Annotated in this window: 13 protein-coding genes and 1 pseudogene; 8 read left to right on the top strand and 6 right to left on the bottom strand. The window is 63.2% G+C overall.

Going from position 1 to position 16,201, the window contains the following annotated elements; all coding sequences use genetic code 11:
• From nuoK to V8V93_RS16400, 5 genes are read right to left on the bottom strand one after another with little or no spacing between them, the layout of a single operon-like run.
• The gene (gene nuoK / locus V8V93_RS16420; RefSeq protein ID WP_338667696.1) at positions 1-306 is read right to left on the bottom strand and encodes an NADH-quinone oxidoreductase subunit NuoK; all 306 of its coding nucleotides are present in this window, start codon (positions 304-306) and stop codon (positions 1-3) included.
• Positions 303-899, bottom strand: coding sequence for an NADH-quinone oxidoreductase subunit J (locus V8V93_RS16415; RefSeq protein ID WP_338667695.1), 597 nt, complete (start codon positions 897-899; stop codon positions 303-305). The genes nuoK and V8V93_RS16415 overlap by 4 nt, the downstream gene beginning before the upstream one ends.
• Positions 896-1,456 (bottom strand): NADH-quinone oxidoreductase subunit NuoI, encoded by a 561-nt coding sequence (gene nuoI / locus V8V93_RS16410; protein WP_338667694.1) that lies wholly within the window; start codon positions 1,454-1,456, stop codon positions 896-898. The genes V8V93_RS16415 and nuoI overlap by 4 nt, the downstream gene beginning before the upstream one ends.
• Positions 1,453-2,439 carry a cytochrome d ubiquinol oxidase subunit II gene (locus V8V93_RS16405; RefSeq protein ID WP_338667693.1) on the bottom strand — a complete coding sequence of 329 codons (987 nt, stop codon included), beginning with the start codon at positions 2,437-2,439 and terminating at the stop codon, positions 1,453-1,455. The genes nuoI and V8V93_RS16405 overlap by 4 nt, the downstream gene beginning before the upstream one ends.
• Entirely contained in the window at positions 2,436-3,815 is a 1,380-nt protein-coding gene (locus V8V93_RS16400; RefSeq protein ID WP_338667692.1) for a cytochrome ubiquinol oxidase subunit I, read from the bottom strand. The genes V8V93_RS16405 and V8V93_RS16400 overlap by 4 nt, the downstream gene beginning before the upstream one ends.
• Positions 3,816-4,099: 284 nt before the next feature.
• Here V8V93_RS16400 and V8V93_RS16395 point away from each other — a divergent pair, with 284 nt between their 5' ends.
• From V8V93_RS16395 to nuoH, 6 genes are read left to right on the top strand one after another with little or no spacing between them, the layout of a single operon-like run.
• Positions 4,100-4,513, top strand: coding sequence for an NADH-quinone oxidoreductase subunit A (locus V8V93_RS16395; RefSeq protein ID WP_338667691.1), 414 nt, complete (start codon positions 4,100-4,102; stop codon positions 4,511-4,513).
• The gene (locus tag V8V93_RS16390; protein ID WP_338667690.1) at positions 4,489-6,933 is read left to right on the top strand and encodes an NADH-quinone oxidoreductase subunit B/C/D; all 2,445 of its coding nucleotides are present in this window, start codon (positions 4,489-4,491) and stop codon (positions 6,931-6,933) included. The genes V8V93_RS16395 and V8V93_RS16390 overlap by 25 nt, the downstream gene beginning before the upstream one ends.
• A 13-nt stretch (positions 6,934-6,946) precedes the next feature.
• A complete protein-coding gene (nuoE, locus tag V8V93_RS16385) occupies positions 6,947-7,447 on the top strand; it encodes an NADH-quinone oxidoreductase subunit NuoE (protein ID WP_338667688.1) in 501 nt (166 codons plus the stop codon).
• 4 nt (positions 7,448-7,451) lie between these two features.
• Complete coding sequence (locus V8V93_RS16380) at positions 7,452-8,834, top strand: complex I 51 kDa subunit family protein (protein WP_338667687.1); 1,383 nt, start codon at positions 7,452-7,454, stop codon at positions 8,832-8,834.
• On the top strand, positions 8,834-11,401 hold the full coding sequence (gene nuoG, locus V8V93_RS16375) for an NADH-quinone oxidoreductase subunit NuoG (protein ID WP_338667686.1): 2,568 nt from the start codon (positions 8,834-8,836) through the stop codon (positions 11,399-11,401). Before V8V93_RS16380 ends, nuoG begins: the two co-directional genes overlap by 1 nt.
• Positions 11,401-12,396, top strand: a complete 996-nt coding sequence (gene nuoH, locus V8V93_RS16370; protein WP_338667684.1) for an NADH-quinone oxidoreductase subunit NuoH — start codon at positions 11,401-11,403, stop codon at positions 12,394-12,396. Before nuoG ends, nuoH begins: the two co-directional genes overlap by 1 nt.
• Before the next feature lie 499 nt (positions 12,397-12,895).
• On the opposite strand, the gene V8V93_RS16365 is transcribed toward nuoH, so the two are convergent.
• Positions 12,896-13,837, bottom strand: coding sequence for an acyltransferase family protein (locus tag V8V93_RS16365; protein ID WP_338667683.1), 942 nt, complete (start codon positions 13,835-13,837; stop codon positions 12,896-12,898).
• An 869-nt stretch (positions 13,838-14,706) separates the two neighbouring features.
• Between V8V93_RS16365 and V8V93_RS16360 the strand changes: the two genes are divergently transcribed.
• Complete coding sequence (locus V8V93_RS16360; protein WP_338667682.1) at positions 14,707-14,952, top strand: hypothetical protein; 246 nt, start codon at positions 14,707-14,709, stop codon at positions 14,950-14,952.
• Positions 14,953-15,879: 927 nt separating this feature from the next.
• A pseudogene (locus tag V8V93_RS19515) lies at positions 15,880-16,005 on the top strand (BMC domain-containing protein); the annotation flags it as partial.
• Positions 16,006-16,201: the final 196 nt, after the last annotated feature.

Genomic DNA, 16,201 nt, shown 5'->3' with positions numbered 1-16,201 from the left:
TCAGTCCTTGAGCGCTTTCAGCGAGTCGGGGTTGAGGCTCCGGGTTCGGCGCCAGACGCGGAAGACCAGGGTCAGGCCCACCGCGATCTCGGCGGCGGCCACGCCCATGATGAACAGGACCATGCCTTGCCCGGCGATGTCCCACCAGCGCAGGGCTGCGGCCACGAAGACCACGCCCGCCGCGTTGAGCATAACCTCCACCCCGAGCAGGATCATGATCAGATTGCGCCGGGCCACCAGCGCGACCAGGCCGATGAAAAATAGGGCCGCGGCAAAGAGCAGGATGTGGTTAAGGGGCACGATCATCGTTCGTCCTCCGGAGTCACGGCGCAGGGCGGCTGGTCCAGGTCCAGGCTCTCGCCCATCTTTTCGGGCCGGTCGGAGCGCACCAGGGGCAGGCCGAGATAGCGGGCCCCGGCAAGGGCCGCGAAGAGCAGCAGGGAGACGGCCTCCACAGCGGGCCAGGCGTTGCCGAAGACCCAGGCCCCGAGCGCCTTGGGCGAGACCCGCCCGGCGGCCAGGGGGGCGGCGTTGGTCGGGTCGAAGGAGATCAGGGCCATGCAGGCCATGATCCCGGCCAGGCCCCAGACCGCGGGCCAGAACATGCGGGCGCGCAGCCTGCGGCGGACCATGGTCCGGACTTCGGGCGGTTCGTTGGGCTCCTGGGCCATGAGCATGATGGCGAACAGAAAGAGGACCATGATCGCCCCGGCGTAGATGATCACCTCGAATCCGGCCAGCAGGGGCGCGCCGAGCAGCAGGAAGATCAGGGCCGTGCCGAGCAGCGAGCCGACCATCCAGACCACGGCGTGCACCAGCACCCGGCGGGTCACGGCCACCAGCGTGCAAAACAGGGTCACGGCGGCCAAGGCGTAGAAGAGGACGGCGTACAGGGTCATGGCAGATTGCTCTTGTAGTTGACGGGCGGCGCCTCGCCCTCGTGTTCCTCGCGGGGGAACTTCTCCTCCACACCCGCGTGGCGGTAGAAATCGTATTCGTTGTCCTTGCCCCCGTGGTCCACCAGCAGGTCCTCCTTCTCGGCCACCAGCTTGAGCGTCGCGTCGGTGGCGAATTCGTAGGCCGGGGTGAGCTGGATGGCCAGGGTGGGGCAGGCCTCCTCGCACAGGCCGCAGTAGATGCAGCGGGCGAAATTGATGCGGAACCAGGAAGCGTACCGGCGGCCGTCGTCGCGGGTGGCCGCCTGCATGGAGATGCAGCTCACCGGGCAGGCCGCCGAGCAGAGATAGCAGGCCACGCAGCGCTCGTCCCCGTCCGGGGAGCGTGTCAGGATGATGTGCGCCCTGGAGCGTGGCGGCGGGGTGCGCTTCTCCTCGGGATACTGCACGGTGATGGGCTTGGTGAAGATCGCCTTGAAGGTCTCGCCGTACCCCTGGAGCAATCCTTTGGTGCCCCGGCCCACGCCCGAGAGGATGTCGATCAGCCGGTTTCGGGTCATGGCCGCTCCTCCCCTGCCGGGGCTGCCTGGGCCGGGCGGCCGGTCCTGACACGGGGCCGCTCCAGGCGGTATTGGAAAATCTGGAAGGCCAGCAGTGGCGGCAGCAGCACGACGGTGGCTATGGTCAGGAACCACAACTCGCCACCGTCGCCGGCTCCGGCCGTCACCAGGGAACCGCGCACCACGGCTGCGCAGGCCGCGAGGACCAGCCCGATCAGGATCAGCCCCCAGGGCAGCGGCGAGCCCTGCCAACGGGGCCGCAGGCTGGCGTACAGGACGGCCAGATCGGCCAGCCCGGCGACGGCGATGGGGATGAGGAACGGCCACGGAACGACGCCCGGGGCTTCCGCCAACTGGGCGCAGAGCAGTACGCCGGTCAGGCACGCGCCGAGCCCGCCCACCAGGGTGAGCACCGCGTACAGCTCGGTGTCGATGCCGTCCCCACGGGTTCGCCTGAGCCAGCCGAGCCCCCAGGCACCGCCCATGAGCAGGCCGCAGCAGAACAGAAAGAGCAGGGTCGGGAAGAACACGGGCCGGACTACGGCCCCCAGTCCGAGGAAGGAGGTGCTGTCCGGAGGTGCCAGGAGGAGCGCGCCGAGCAGCAGCCCCTCCGCGACCATGACCGCCGCCGCGCCCCAGCCGGCCAGCCTGCGCCATGGGGCGGGATCCGTCGCGTGATGGCGGTATTCCAGGCCCAGCGCGCGCAGGGCCAGGGCGAAGAGCAGCAGGATGACCAGCCCGTACAGGCGGGTCAGGACCTCGCCGTAGACGTGGGGGAAGGCCCCGAAGAGCATAGCCCCCAGGACCACCAGCCAAGTCTGGTTGGCGTGCCAGATCGAGTCGATGGACCCGAGCATGGTTTCAGCCCGCTCCTGGGACGCGAACAGGGAGAGCAGGCACACGCCCAGGTCGATGCTCCCCAGCCCCAGGTGGAGAAAGAGCACCCCGCCCAGGAGCAGGAACCACCAGTCGTGCAGGGTCATGGCCGCCTCCCTATCTCGCAGTGATCGGGCGGGGCGTCCCGTCCCGGCCCTTCCTTGAGGAGCCGTCGGCTGAAGGCGAGGAACAGCCAGGTCAGGCCCACGGCGGCCACCGCGAACATGCCGAGCGACAGACCCACGGCTCGGGCCGTGAGCGGCGAGGCCATGTCGGACGTGCGCAGCAGGCCGTAGAGAATCCAGGGCTGCCTGCCCACTTCGCGCATGATCCAGCCGGTCCAGACCGAGACCATGGAGAAGGGGGCCAGCCAGACGAAGAAGGTCAGCAGCTTGCGCTGGGCCCCCGCCCGTTCCGGGGTCAGGCGTCCCCCGCGCCAGGCCCAGGCCGCCAGCAGCCCGGCCAGGATCATCAACGTGCCGGTGATGACCATGATCCGGAAGGAATAGAAAATGAGGGTGATGGGCGGGCGCTCGTCCTTGGGGATGTCCTTGAGCCCGACGACCCGGCCGAAGGGATCATGGGTGGCCAGCAGGCTGAGCACGTAGGGGATGCGGAACTCCACGGCGTTGCGTTCGTTTTGCGCGTCGGGCCAGGCGAAAACGGACCAGGCCGCGCCCTGACCCGGACCGTTGGTGTTCCAGAACGCCTCGGTGGCGGCCAGCTTGGCGGGCTGGAGTTTGGCCACGCTGCGTCCGGACAGGTCGCCGGTACCCGCCTGGAGCAGGGCCAGGAAGAGCCCGGCCGCCACCGCGAACTTGAAGACGCGCAGGTAGAAGGCCGTGTGCCGGGCGCGCAGCAGGTGCCAGGCCGCGACTCCGCCGAGGATGAAGGCCGTGGCCGTCAGGCAGGCCAGGAGCATGTGCGGGAACGAGACCAGCAGGTCCGGGTTCAACATAGCCCGCACCCGGTCGGTGACCGCAAACACGCCGTTTTCCATATGCCCGCCGCGCGGGGTCTGCATCCAGGAGTTGGCGACCATGATCCAGAAGGCGGACAGGACCGCCCCGAGGGTGACCATGGCCGTGGTGAACAGGTGCAGCCTCGGCGACAGCCGCGTCCATCCGGTGGCCATCAGGTAGAGGAAGATGGATTCGAGGAGGAAGCCGGACATGGCCTCGACCGACAGGATCTGGCCCAGGAAGTGGCCGGTGGCGGCCGAGAAGCCGGACCAGTTGGTGCCGAACTGGAACTCCAGGGGGATGCCGCTGATCACGCCCATGGCAAAGGCCAGCAGGAAGAACCGGCTCCAGAATCGGGCCTGCTGGTACCAGTGCGCCTGCCCGGTGCGCACCCAGGCCAGTTCGGCCAGGAGGATGAACACGGACAGGCCGATGGTCAGCACCGGCCAGATGATGTGGAACATGGTGGTCAGGGCGAACTGGACTCTGGAGAGAAATATGTAATCGGTAAATTGTACCATGTCTCGCTGCTCGATTCCGCCGTTTCGGCACGGCAAAAGGCCCTGCCGGAAACCGCCTTGCAGTGTCCCTCAAAAAACTCGAAGAGGCAACCGGTCTGTGAAAATTGCCAGCAACATGACCCCATAGATAAAGGTTCTTTCAGTATTTTGCCAACAGTAACTTGTTTTAAATGACCGAAGCTATTAAACAGGAGGGGTCGGGCTTGATTCGCCGGGCCGGGAAACGCCGGCCCGCGGGCCCGCAACGGCCGGTCGGCCGTTGACCGAAAAAAGGATCGCAACGCATGCCGCAATCACCGGAATACATGTCCACCGGGTTCAACGCCTGGGACCCCAGCGTCTTTTCCCTGATCGTCTTCGCCCTGCTGGCGGCCGGTCTGGTCACGGCGCTGCTGACCCTGTCCGTGGTCCTGACCCGCAGGCGGAGCGAGGGGGAGAAGGGCCGCCCGTACGAGTGCGGCGTGATTCCCTCGGGCTCGGCCCGGCCGAGCTACCCGGCCCCGTTCTGGCTGGTGGCGGTCTTCTTCCTGCTCTTCGACGTGGAGGCGGTGTACGTGGTCTCCTGGGCCGTGTCCTTCACCCGCCTGACCTGGGCCTCCTGGGGCCAGATAACCTTTTTCATCGGCGTGCTGATGCTCGGTCTGTTCTGGGTCTGGCGCAAGGGAGGCCTCGAATGGGGCATGACGCGCAAGCGATAGACCGGGCCGTGCGGGCCGCCATGAAGGGCGACGCGGACGCGGCCAAGACCCTGCCGGGCAGGGCGGGCCTGGGCGATATGGTCCTCAACTGGTGCCAGGCGAACAGCCTGTGGCCCTTGTTCTTCGGCCTGTCCTGCTGCTTCGTGGAGCAGGCCACGGTCTTCACCGGGGTGTACGACATCGCCCGCTTCGGGGCCGAGGTACTGCGCGGCTCGCCCCGCCAGGCCGACCTCCTGGTGGTTTCGGGCACGGTCTTCAAGAAGGCCGCGCCCATGGTCAAGCGCGTCTACGAGCAAATGCCCCGGCCCAAGTGGGTCATCTCCATGGGCTCCTGCGCCAACACCGGGGGCATGTACGACGTGTACAGCGTGGTCCAGGGCGTGGACCAGATCATCCCGGTGGACGTCTACGTGACCGGCTGTCCGCCGCGGCCCGAGGCGCTGCTGCACGGCCTGATCACCCTCCAGGACATGATCCGCCAGAAGAACCGCCCCCTGCGCCCGGTGCTCAACCTGGAGGGCGGCCACCTGGGCGGGCGCGACGACATCCTGGTCCCGGGCGAGACCAAGGACCGCGACACGCGCGGGCCCGGCATGGCCGGCATCCCGGCGCGCGGCACCTCGGTGACCCCGCCCCTCTTCGCGGGCTCCCGGTCCGACGACATGTGGACGCCCCCGGCCCCGAAATTTCCGTTCACTCCCGTCCACGAATCCCTGCGCGAGGCCCTGGCCGCCCGGTTCGGCGAGCTTCTGGCCTGGCACGAGTCCCCCGTGGACATGCCCACCGTCACGGTCCCGGTCGAGCGCGTGGTCGAGGTCCTCGATTTCTGCAAGCGTGAGGCGCCCATCCGGTTCGAGCGGCTGGAGGACATCACGGCCGTGGACGAGACCGCCCGCAAGGTCCGGCCCGATCACGATTTTACGGCGATCTACACCCTGACGTCCTTGAGCTCCATCGAGTACCTGCGGATTCGGGTGCCCGTGGGCGAGAGCCTCGAACTGCCGAGCGTCACCGCCGTGTGGCCCAGCGCCAACTGGTACGAGTGCGAGATGTGGGACATGTTCGGCATCCGTTTCGCGGGCCATCCCGGCCTGCGGCGGCTGATCATGCCCGAGGAGTGGCAGGGCCACCCCCTGCGCAAGGGCGACCCGCAGCGGGCCACGGAGATGGCCCCGTACCTGGCCGAGGACGCCCGGCGCGAGCAGCCCGAGGACGCGGTCAGCCTGCTCGAAAAGGCCCACGCCGCGCCGCCCGCCCGGCGCGAGTTCGTGCTCAACATCGGCCCGCACCACTACAGCACCCACGGGCTGGTCCGCTTCATCCTCGAACTCTACGGCGAGGAGATCGTGGATATGACCACGGACATCGGCTACCACCACCGGGGCGTGGAGAAGATCGCCGAGCACCAGTCCTGGCACCAGTTCATCCCCTACACCGACCGGCTGGACTACCTGAGCGGGGCGGCCAACAACCTGACCTATCTGCTGGCCGTGGAGAAGCTCTGCGGCGTGGCCGTGCCCGACCGGGCCCAGTGCGTACGCGTCATGCTGGCCGAGTTCTACCGCCTGTCCAACCACCTGCTCTGGCTCGGGACCATGGTCCAGGACCTGGGCATGATCACCCCGGTCTTCCATACCTTCCGGGAGCGCGAGCAGATCCTGGACATCATGGAGGCCATCACCGGGGCGCGGCTGCATCCGGCCTGGCTGCGCATCGGCGGCCTGGCCATGGACCTGCCCGACGGCTGGGACAAGCTGGTCCGCGATTTCGTCACGATTTTTCCGAAGCGGGTGGAAGGCTACCGGAGGATGATCACCGGCAACCCCATCGTCCGGGCAAGGGTCAAGGGCATCGGCCGCCTGTCGCTTGCGGACGCCGTGGACCACGGCATCTCCGGGGCCAACCTGCGGGCCTGCGGCTCGACCAGGGACCTGCGGAAAGTCGCCCCGTACTCCGGCTACGAGCAGTACGATTTCGACATCCCGACTCGCGAGGACGGCGACTGCCTGGCCCGCTTCGAGGTCCGCTTCGAGGAGATGGTCCAGAGCAACCGGATCATCGCCCAGTGCCTGGAGTGGATGCCTTCCGGCCGGTTCATGGCCGACGACTACCGCTACTGCATCCCGGACAAGCGGGACACCCTGCGGGACATCGAGAGCCTGATCCATCATTTCATCAACGCCACGCGCGGCCCCAAGGTGCCCGCGGGCGAGGCGTATGCGGCCACCGAAGCCCCCCGCGGCGAGCAGGGGTTCTACGTGGTCAGCGACGGCGGCAACATGCCCTATCGGCTGCACATGCGCTCGCCGGGCTACGCTTCGGTACAGGCCCTGCCCCTGATGACCATCGGCCACACCATCGCCGACTTCATCGCCATCATGGGCTCGCTGGACTACATCGCGCCCGATCTGGACCGCTAGGAGAACAGGGAACATGCTCCCCAGGGAATTGGAACAGGAAATAGCGGCCATGGTCCGGGACACGGACCACGTGGAGGAGAAGATCATCGATGTGATCTACCTCCTGCAACGGCATTTCGGCTATTTTTCGGACGAGGCCATGGGCCACGCGGCCCGGCTCACGGGCAAGACCGAGGTCGAGCTCGAGGAGCTGGCCACCTTCTACGACTTCATCTACCGCGAGCCGCTGGGCCGGTTCGTGATCCACGTCTGCGACGGCGTGGCCTGCTGGATGCACCACGAGAACGGGCTGTTCGACTACCTCTGCCGCAAGCTCGGGGTGGCGGTGGGCGAGACCACTCCGGACGGGCTGTTCACCGTCCTGCCCACGGCCTGCCTGGGCAATTGCCACAACGCCCCGGCCATGCTCGTCAACGGTGAGCACTACGGCAGGCTGACCCCGGAAAAGGTGGACCGGATTCTCGAAGAACTGCGCGAAAACGCCGACACCATCCCGCTGTGTCTGTGCAGGTGAGGCCATGAGCGAACAGGTGCTTTTCAAGAACCGGCGTGCGGACTGCCGCCCCGCCAGCCTCGCGGACTACCGCGCGGGCGGGGGCTACGACGGGCTCATCCAGGCGGTGCGGACCATGACCCCGGACGACGTCATCAAAGAGGTCATGGACTCCGGGCTGCGCGGCCGGGGCGGGGCCGGGTTCCCCACCGGGCGCAAGTGGAGCTTCGTGCGCAAGGACGCGCCCCATCCCCGGTACATCCAGTGCAACACCGACGAGATGGAGCCCGGCACCTTCAAGGACCGCATCCTGGTCAACACCGACCCCCACCTGGTCATCGAGGGCATCGTCCTGTGCGGCTACGCGGTCCAGGCGGACCACGGCGTGTTCTTCATCCGGCCGTCCTACGACGCGGATGCCCGGCTGCTGGAGCGGGAACTGGACGTGGCCCGCGAGGCCGGGTTCCTGGGCCGCAACATCCTGGGCAGCGATTTTTCCTTCGACATCGACGTGCACCGCAGCGCCGGGCGGTACATCTGCGGCGAGAGTTCGGCCCAGGCCAACGCCATCATGGGCAAGCGGCCCAACCCGGACAAGAACAGCCACATGACCGACTCGGGCCTGTGGGGGCTGCCCACGGTGGTCAACAACGTGGAGACCCTGGCCTCGGTCCCGGCCATTCTGCGCAACGGGGTGGAGTGGTTCAAGTCCCTGGCCGCGTCGCCCACCGGGGACGGCACCAAGCTCTACTCCGTCAGCGGCGAGGTGGCCGAGCCCGGCTGCTTCGAGCTGCCGGGCGGCACCCGGCTCGGGGACATCATCTTCGGGGCGGCTGGAGGCATGCTGCCGGGCGCGGAATTCAAGACCTGCCTGCCGGGCGGCACGTCCACCAGTTTCGTGGCCAGGGAACACTTGGAGACGCCCATGGACTTCGACTCCATGAAGAAGGCCGGGCTGTCCCTGGGCACCGGCTCGGTCATCGTCTTCGACAGGAACACCTGCCTGGTCCAGGCGACCATCAACATCCTGACCTATTTCGCCCGCGAGTCCTGCGGCTGGTGCACCCCGTGCCGCGAGGGCATCCCCTACATGAAGCACATCCTGGAGCGCATAGAGGCGGGCGAGGCCGGGGAGCGGGACGTCGCGCTCCTGCAACGGGTGGCCGACGGCATGCAGCACGCCTACTGCGGCTTCGCGCCGGGCGCGGCCATGCCGGTCCATGGGCTGCTCAACCATTTCCGTGACGAGGTGCGCGAGCACCTGGGCGGCCGGGGTTGCCCGTTCAAAGGCGCGGGCGTGGTCAAGCCCGGCCTGTGGACTACCCTGGACCGGGACGCGGCGCACCCGGACGCGGCGCACCGGGACACGGACTCCGGTGACGCGGACGCCGAAGGGAGGGACGGCTGATGCCCAGGCTGATTATTGACGGGCGCGAGGTGGAGGTGGCCGTGGGCACCAAGGTTATCGACGCCGCCGAAAGCCTGGGGATCATGATCCCCCGGTTCTGCTACCTCAAGTCCCTGGGCGCGGTCGGGGCCTGCCGCATGTGCGCGGTCAAATTTCTGGAAGGGCACAAGAAGGACCTGGACATGAGCTGCATGGTCGACGCGCGCGACGGCATGGTCGTGTCCACCGACCACCCGGACGCCATGGCCTTCCGGGCCCAGATCATCGAGTGGCTGATGCTCGACCATCCCCACGACTGCCCCATCTGCGACGAGGGCGGGCACTGCCTGCTTCAGGACACCACCGTGTCCGGCGGCCATTCCCTGCGCAACTACAGGGGGCCCAAGCGGACCTATGAGAACCAGTATCTCGGCCCGCTCATCGAGCACGAGATGAACCGCTGCATCCACTGCTACCGCTGCGTGCGTTTCTACCGGGAATACGCCGGGGGCACGGACTTCGGAACCTTCGGCATCGCCGGGCGGGTGACTTATCAACGTTTCGAGCCGGGCAGGCTGGAATCGCCGTTCTCCGGTAATCTGGGCGAGATCTGCCCCACCGGCACCCTGACCGACAAGCCGTCCCGGTACCGCGCCCGGCGCTGGGACCTGGAGCGCAAGCCGTCGGTCTGCGCGCACTGCTCGCTCGGCTGCAACACCCTGCCCGCCGTGCGCTACCGCGAAGTCCTGCGCGTGGAGAACCGTTTCAACGAGGCGGTCAACGGCGATTTTCTGTGCGACCGAGGCCGCTACGGCTTCGGTTACGCCTCCATGCCCGACAGGCCCCGCACCGCGCTGGTGGACGGACGGCCCGTGTCTCCGGAGGAGGCGGCGACCGCCGCCATGGACCGGTTGAAAGCGGTCATCGCCTCCCACGGCCCCGAGTCCGTGGCCGTGCACGCGTCCTCCCGGTGCACCGTGGAGGACCTGCTCGCGGCCCGGCGGCTGGCGGATGGACTGGGCGTGCCCGCGCCGAGCTTTTTTTTGACCGAGGACGAGCGGCTCGCTTGCCTGAACGCGGCCGCAGGCCTGGATGTGGACCTGGCCTGGAACATGGAACAGGTCCGCAAGGCCGACATGGTCCTGGTACTGGGGGCCGACCCTCTGCGTGAAGCGCCCATGGCGGCCCTGGCTATCCGCCAGGCGGCGAGGGCAGGGGCCGTGGTGGGCGTGCTCGATCCCCGGCCCGTGGACCTGCCCTGCGAGGCGGTCAAACTGTCCGTGCCGAGGCGGCTGCTCCCCGTGGCCCTGGCGACGCTTCTCGGGCGCGCCTTCACCGAGGCGGATTTTCAGGGCGAGGCGCTCGCCTTCTGGCGGGAGCTGCAATCCGTGACGGAAGGGCGGGCCGGAGATTTCAGCGAATGGAACGGCGAACTGGACCCCGTGGCCCATGCCCTGGCCCGGGCCGAGCGCCCGGTGGTGGTCTGCTCGGCCGCGGCCATGCCCGCCCAGTGGCCGACCCTGGCCGCCGGAGTGGCCCGGCTGCTGCGCCGGACGGGCACGGAGGACCAAACTGAGGTCCGCTCCGGGCTGTTCTGCCTGCTGCCGCGCGCCGATTCCCTGGGCGCGGCCCTGCTCGCGGGCGGGGACGGGCCCAGCCTGGAAGGGCGGATGCTGCCCGCCGAGGAGGGCAAGGCCGCCAAGGCGCTCGTCTGCATCGGGGCCGATCCCCTCGGGGAGTATCCCGGCGGCCAGGCCATTGAGGCGGCGGTCGGCAAGCTCGATCTGCTGGTCTGCATGGACTGCGCGCCGTCGGCCACGTGGAGCCGGGCGCAGGTGGCCCTGCCCCTGAACACGATTTTCGAGACCGGCGGCTGCCTGGTCGACAACCACGGCCTGCTGCAGCGCGCCGAACCGGTCTTTGCCGGAGGGCTCCCGGTGATCCAGGACGGCCACGGCTCGCACCCGCCGCGCACGCTCGGCGCCGGTATCCCCGGCAACGACCCGCGCGGCGCGGCCGGGTGGGCGGATTTGCTCTTGTCCGATGCCGCCGAGCCCGAAACGGTGTCCCCGGCCGAAGGACGCCTGCGCACGGCCATGGCCGAGGCTTCGGCCGAACGCGGTGTCCCGATCCTGCCTTCCACGGCCCCGGTGCGCTTCGCCTCTCTGGATTGGCTGGCCCCGTTTGTCGCGGCCGGGCAGGAGGAAGGGCGGTGCGACGTGCTCGTCTCGGGCTCCACCTTCGGCGCGGACCGGCTGGCCAACCTGGGCGAGCCGGGCCACACGCTGCTGCCCGAACCTTGCGTCTTCATGCACCCCGAGGACGCGGCAGCCATGCATTTCGAGGAGGGCCAGACCATCCTGATCCCGCTGGCCCAGGGTGTGGCCCGGAACGTGCTGCGCTGCCGCCCGGACATGGCCCGGAACACGGTGGTCCTGCCCAAGGCGCCCGGCACCGGCTGGCAGTCCGCCGGGGGGATGGCCGTGACCATTTCCATGAACCGGCTGTGGCGGGAGCAGGGCGACGAGGACAGGGCGGCCATGGCGCGGGCCGATACGGACGATAGCTGCCCCGGAGGGAACCTGTGATGGGCGAAGATTTTCTGCTCGGCTTGACGGTACTGATCATCAAAAGCGCGGTGGTGCTCCTGGTGGTCCTGACCCTGGCCGCGTACATGGTCCTGTTCGAACGCAAGCTGCTCGGGCGGATGCAACTGCGCTACGGTCCCAACCGCGTGGGGCCCTACGGCTCCCTGCAACTGCTGGCCGACGGCGTCAAACTGCTGCTCAAGGAGGATCTGGTCCCGGACGGCGCGGACCGGGTGCTCTTTTTCCTGGCGCCCGGCATCCTGACCTTCACCACCCTGGCCGTGTTCGCCCTGGTCCCCTTCGGCGAAACCATCCATCTTTTCGGCCGCGCCGTGCCCCTGGTCATCGGCGACACGGACATCGGGGTCCTGGTTTTTCTGGCCCTGTCGTCCATCGGCGTGTACAGCGTGGCCCTGGGCGGCTGGGCCTCCAACAACAAGTTCTCGCTCATCGGGTCCGTGCGCGGCGTGGCCCAGATGATCAGCTACGAGCTGCCCCTGTCTCTGTCCCTGGTCCCGGTGTTTATGCTCGCCGGGTCGCTCAGTCTGACCGACATCGTCGACGCCCAGGCGAGCTATCCCTTCATCGTGGTCCAGCCCGTGGCCGCCCTGATCTTCTTCGTCTGCGGCCTGGCCGAGTCCAAGCGCATCCCGTTCGACATCCCCGAGGGCGAGAACGAACTCCAGGCCGGATTCCACACCGAGTACAGCGGCATGCGCTTCGCCTTGTTCTTCCTGGGCGAGTATGTGAACATGATCCTGCTCGGCGCGCTCATGGCCGTCTTCTTCCTGGGCGGCTGGCGCGGCCCGTGGCTCCCCGGTCCGGTCTGGCTGCTGCTCAAGATCCTGATCGTCCCCTTCCTGCTCATCTGGACCCGCGGCACCCTGCCCAGGCTGCGCTACGACCAGCTCATGCACTTCTGCTGGAAGGTCCTCATGCCGCTGGCCCTGGTCAACGTCCTCGTCACCGGCGCGGTCATGGCCGCTCTGGGCTGACCGGACCGGAATCAACACCAAACGGAAAGGGCCTTGCGCATGGTGCGCAAGGCCTTTTGCCTTCGTGCCCTCCCAAGTGGAGTTGCCCCCCGCTTAACGGCGTGAAAGGCCGTCAACAATCAGCCGGGAGGACGCTTACCTACGTTATTTCAATGGGTTGGAAATGCCATATTCACCACAAAAACCATGGTTGCCGCTGAAAAAGACACTTGGGTGACACGTGAGATAGTCATAACATCTCCGGCAAAACCGGGGGATCTTTCAGTAGGATTAGGAGCAGACAAGCTGAGCCAATTATATCTTTACGATTCCCTGAATGCCATTTTTGAGGGCGTTCAACCAATACTAAGAGATAACACACTAATCAAGCTGGACTTATCCGCCGCCAAACCTATTCGAAATTCCCCGTCGCATGCTGTGCGGAAGGCGCGGATTGTCATCGTTTTCGCATGGGTTCGAGAAAAAACAGACACATGGCGGACATGACGGAAGCTAGCCTTCATTTATCGTCAACCTGTAATTCTTTTGGTGTACACTTATACATTTCAACTACTTTGATGCAGTGTCGCCATAGAAAAAATATTAATTTTGAATCTACAATCGTTCTCAACAAACGAAAAACTGACTTATCTATTGTTTTTTGTTTTATTAAATCGATAGCAATGCACGCAAAAAAAACAAACAAAATCGAAATCACTGCATGCAATATGAGAATATCAGATTCATAATATTGATAATTTTTGAAAACATCAATCCACAAAACCTTTCTTATAAACTGATTGCCGTGTATTAAATAAACACCAAGCATGGAAGAAGAAATAATATTAATCAATTTAATATTGCTAAGTTTCAAATTTTTAAACGCTATAAACAGCGTAACTGCGCAAACAACTATAGGGAGTTTGTTCATGCCGACGAAATATGTGGCATGGATCCCAAAAAATCTAGCTTTAAGGCCAGCAAAGTCAAAAACAACTATAGACGATAAAACAAAAAGGTAACACACTACCGGAACAGTTAAACTGACTCTAGTCATTTTTATATTTGGATATAATCTTAAATATGCGCCTATAATGTAGAGTGTAGAAAACCACGCCATTGCTGAGAAATTTAAACTCGCTGGTGTAAATGTTGGAACAACAGACCACACAAAAGTTAGCACCATGATCACATATAGATGGGTTCTCTTATCAATAGCCCTTATGAATATGTTAATGAATGGCGAAAAGACATAAAGCAACACGTAGGTCGTAATGAACCAATACGTATTGAATATAATCGGGAAAAAACTAACTATGGCTTGCTTAATATGGAAGTCTACCACTCCAATGGATAAAAAAATAAGGTAGATAGGGAATGAATAGGTGAAAACAGATACCCATATTTTCAATAGCTTTTCAAATTTAAATGATGAGTTGACTAAAAAGTATCCAGTTATCAAAACGAAGCAGTCGACCCCCAACTTCCCCCAGCCGATAAAAATTGAACAACAATTTTATTCAACGAGACGACGTTTGGATCGAGAATAAATCCACCTTGAACTGCGTAATGATGCATTACAATAAGCATCATACTAACAATACGTAACAATTCGATATTGCTATCTCTATTCATACATACAGCTCCATTCAATACAAGCTATCTATAACATTTGCTATTTCTGCGTATCATTTATTATATATTGATTGCACAAACAACCAGTAGCTTACGTTTAAGCTAAAAATTTCGGACAAAGCGGGGGCGAAATGTGTCTGCCCGAAGGGCTTGGCCTTGCCCTTGCGGCTGTCTCCGTCACGCTAGCAGAACATCGGCGGGAGGGGAAGAAACCGTACCGCCAACCCGAGCATATGGGCGACGAATGGTTGCATCGGCTGGATTATGCAGCCGGGAAGCACGGCCTGACAGGCAAGGATGCCGGGGGGTACCCTGCACGGCCTCCGCCACGAGCGCTTCCGACAGATGTATGTGGACCACACGGGCTTCGAATCGTCGAATCGGCATGAGAGCGTTCAGGCATTCCACGAAGCCACCCAGGCAACGGCCGTGGGCGATTGGCCCCGGCTCGACGACGAAGCAACATCGAAGTGGCGGCGGGGCATTCGCCTGGCCGTCGGGACGTATCGAACGCCTATCTGGGCAGTTCCCGTTAGCAGAAGCCCCGCCATTTCCGGCGGGGCTTCTGCTTGGACAAAAATAGTGAAAATATCCGTTTCCGGTTCCTTGCTTTCAAAGATACCGGCGTGCTTAAACTGAAGGGTTGGCTGGAAGTCCCGCGCCGGGACAGGTGTTTAACCCTTTCGTTTAGGTCGCATGTCGAACGTATTGAAGGTCAAGGATGTCGCCCGAATCCTGAATTGTTCGGAAAGCCTGGTCAGAACTCCGGCCATGCTTGCCGCGCTGAGGGCTTTTCGAATCGGGAAACGGGGCGTCCGGTTTCACCATGACCTGCTCAAGGCGTACATCGCCAGGGGGCAGGTCGACCAGGCAGAAAAGACGCCAATTACGGACGAAGGCGGCAGCCGGTCCGATTTGACGGATCGTCATGGCATTGGGTGACTTTAATGTCGGTAAGTGACCTTCCTTGCAGGAGAAAATATGCCATACAAGGAAGGAAAACGGTGGAGGAGCGTGGTGCGTTTCACCCTGAAGCATGGTCCGACCATCAGGCGCACGAAGTTCTTTAAAATCAAGAAACAGGCAGTGGACTGGGAAGGCCGTCAATAATCAGCCGGAAGGTCGACCGCCGATCGTATCTCAATGCGTTGAAGACAGCATATTCGCCTCGAAAAGCAAAGTTGGCGTTGCGAACAACACTTGGTGACACGTTAGATTTTGCGCGCGGACAAAGCCGTTGCGTCAGACATATCCTCATAACTCCTTGCATGGCGTTCACGAAATCGTGGGTTCAATTTCCTCCAGCTGCATCGGGCAGCTTTTAGCGGGCGGGCGAATCGTACGGAGGAAACCGGGCGTACTCCTGACGATGCGGCCCGGCGGTTGGGCTCTTTGGCTCCGCGACCTTCTTGCTGCCGGTCCTTCAATAAAGGATCGGTCCCGACCTCTCTGCGCCGGGAAATATCCGGTCGGCATCCATCCCCCTAAGGGGAAGGTCGCTCCGGACTGCGCTTGTTGAGGTTTTGTTATCAAAATATCAAAAAAATCAATGTATTGTCCAAACGGTGTCAACGGGCGAGCCCAAAGGGGGCTTTGAGCCCTTTTGCTTGGCCGTTTTTTGGCGATATCGAATTTTTATCTCTTAATACCGATTTGTTATCTCCTTAATTGGGAAAAGTTGCCGTGGAGTGTTGACTTTCCCTTTAACGGGAAGGGGTAGGATGCATTTGCCGGACCTATAAGGTCGGGGATCGGCTTTGCGGCATGAGCGAAGGATGCGTCCAGAAATCAACCTCTATTTCGTTATCGACGGAGAACAGCTTGAGGACTCACGGCGAAGAAGCCCTCGGTCTCATTGAAACTCTCGGAATGGTTCCGGCCATCGGCGGCGCTGACGCCATGCTCAAGACTGCGGACGTGGAACTTGTTTCATATGAAAACGTCGGGTCCACCCTGGTGGCCGTCATGGTCACCGGTGACGTGGCCGCCGCGCAGGTGGGCAAGCTGACCGCCCATTTGGGGTGCTTTCGGCCCTTTCCATGAGCGCCAAAAGGGCCATACAAATTTTTATTACTTCGAAATCAATAGGTTGAAATATTGATTATTGATCATATGTAGTTGGTGGTTGATTTAATTGTATAGAGTTATTAAAAGCTATTGGTCTGTCTATTTTGTAACGACATAATATATT

The organism is Pseudodesulfovibrio sp. 5S69 (assembly GCF_037094465.1).
Lineage (GTDB): Bacteria > Desulfobacterota > Desulfovibrionia > Desulfovibrionales > Desulfovibrionaceae > Pseudodesulfovibrio > Pseudodesulfovibrio methanolicus.
Note: the sequence above shows the minus strand (reverse complement) of the source record. Positions and strands in the feature narration are given on the sequence as shown.

Coding starts and splice junctions, on each gene's coding strand:
- nuoI (WP_338667694.1), bottom strand. CDS start 1,456: ATGACCCGAAACCGGCTGATCGACATCCTCTCGGGCGTGGGCCGGGGC.
- V8V93_RS16415 (WP_338667695.1), bottom strand. CDS start 899: ATGACCCTGTACGCCGTCCTCTTCTACGCCTTGGCCGCCGTGACCCTG.
- nuoE (WP_338667688.1), top strand. CDS start 6,947: ATGCTCCCCAGGGAATTGGAACAGGAAATAGCGGCCATGGTCCGGGAC.
- V8V93_RS16360 (WP_338667682.1), top strand. CDS start 14,707: ATGTCGAACGTATTGAAGGTCAAGGATGTCGCCCGAATCCTGAATTGT.
- V8V93_RS16400 (WP_338667692.1), bottom strand. CDS start 3,815: ATGGTACAATTTACCGATTACATATTTCTCTCCAGAGTCCAGTTCGCC.
- V8V93_RS16390 (WP_338667690.1), top strand. CDS start 4,489: ATGGGGCATGACGCGCAAGCGATAGACCGGGCCGTGCGGGCCGCCATG.
- V8V93_RS16405 (WP_338667693.1), bottom strand. CDS start 2,439: ATGACCCTGCACGACTGGTGGTTCCTGCTCCTGGGCGGGGTGCTCTTT.
- nuoK (WP_338667696.1), bottom strand. CDS start 306: ATGATCGTGCCCCTTAACCACATCCTGCTCTTTGCCGCGGCCCTATTT.
- V8V93_RS16380 (WP_338667687.1), top strand. CDS start 7,452: ATGAGCGAACAGGTGCTTTTCAAGAACCGGCGTGCGGACTGCCGCCCC.
- nuoG (WP_338667686.1), top strand. CDS start 8,834: ATGCCCAGGCTGATTATTGACGGGCGCGAGGTGGAGGTGGCCGTGGGC.
- V8V93_RS16395 (WP_338667691.1), top strand. CDS start 4,100: ATGCCGCAATCACCGGAATACATGTCCACCGGGTTCAACGCCTGGGAC.
- nuoH (WP_338667684.1), top strand. CDS start 11,401: ATGGGCGAAGATTTTCTGCTCGGCTTGACGGTACTGATCATCAAAAGC.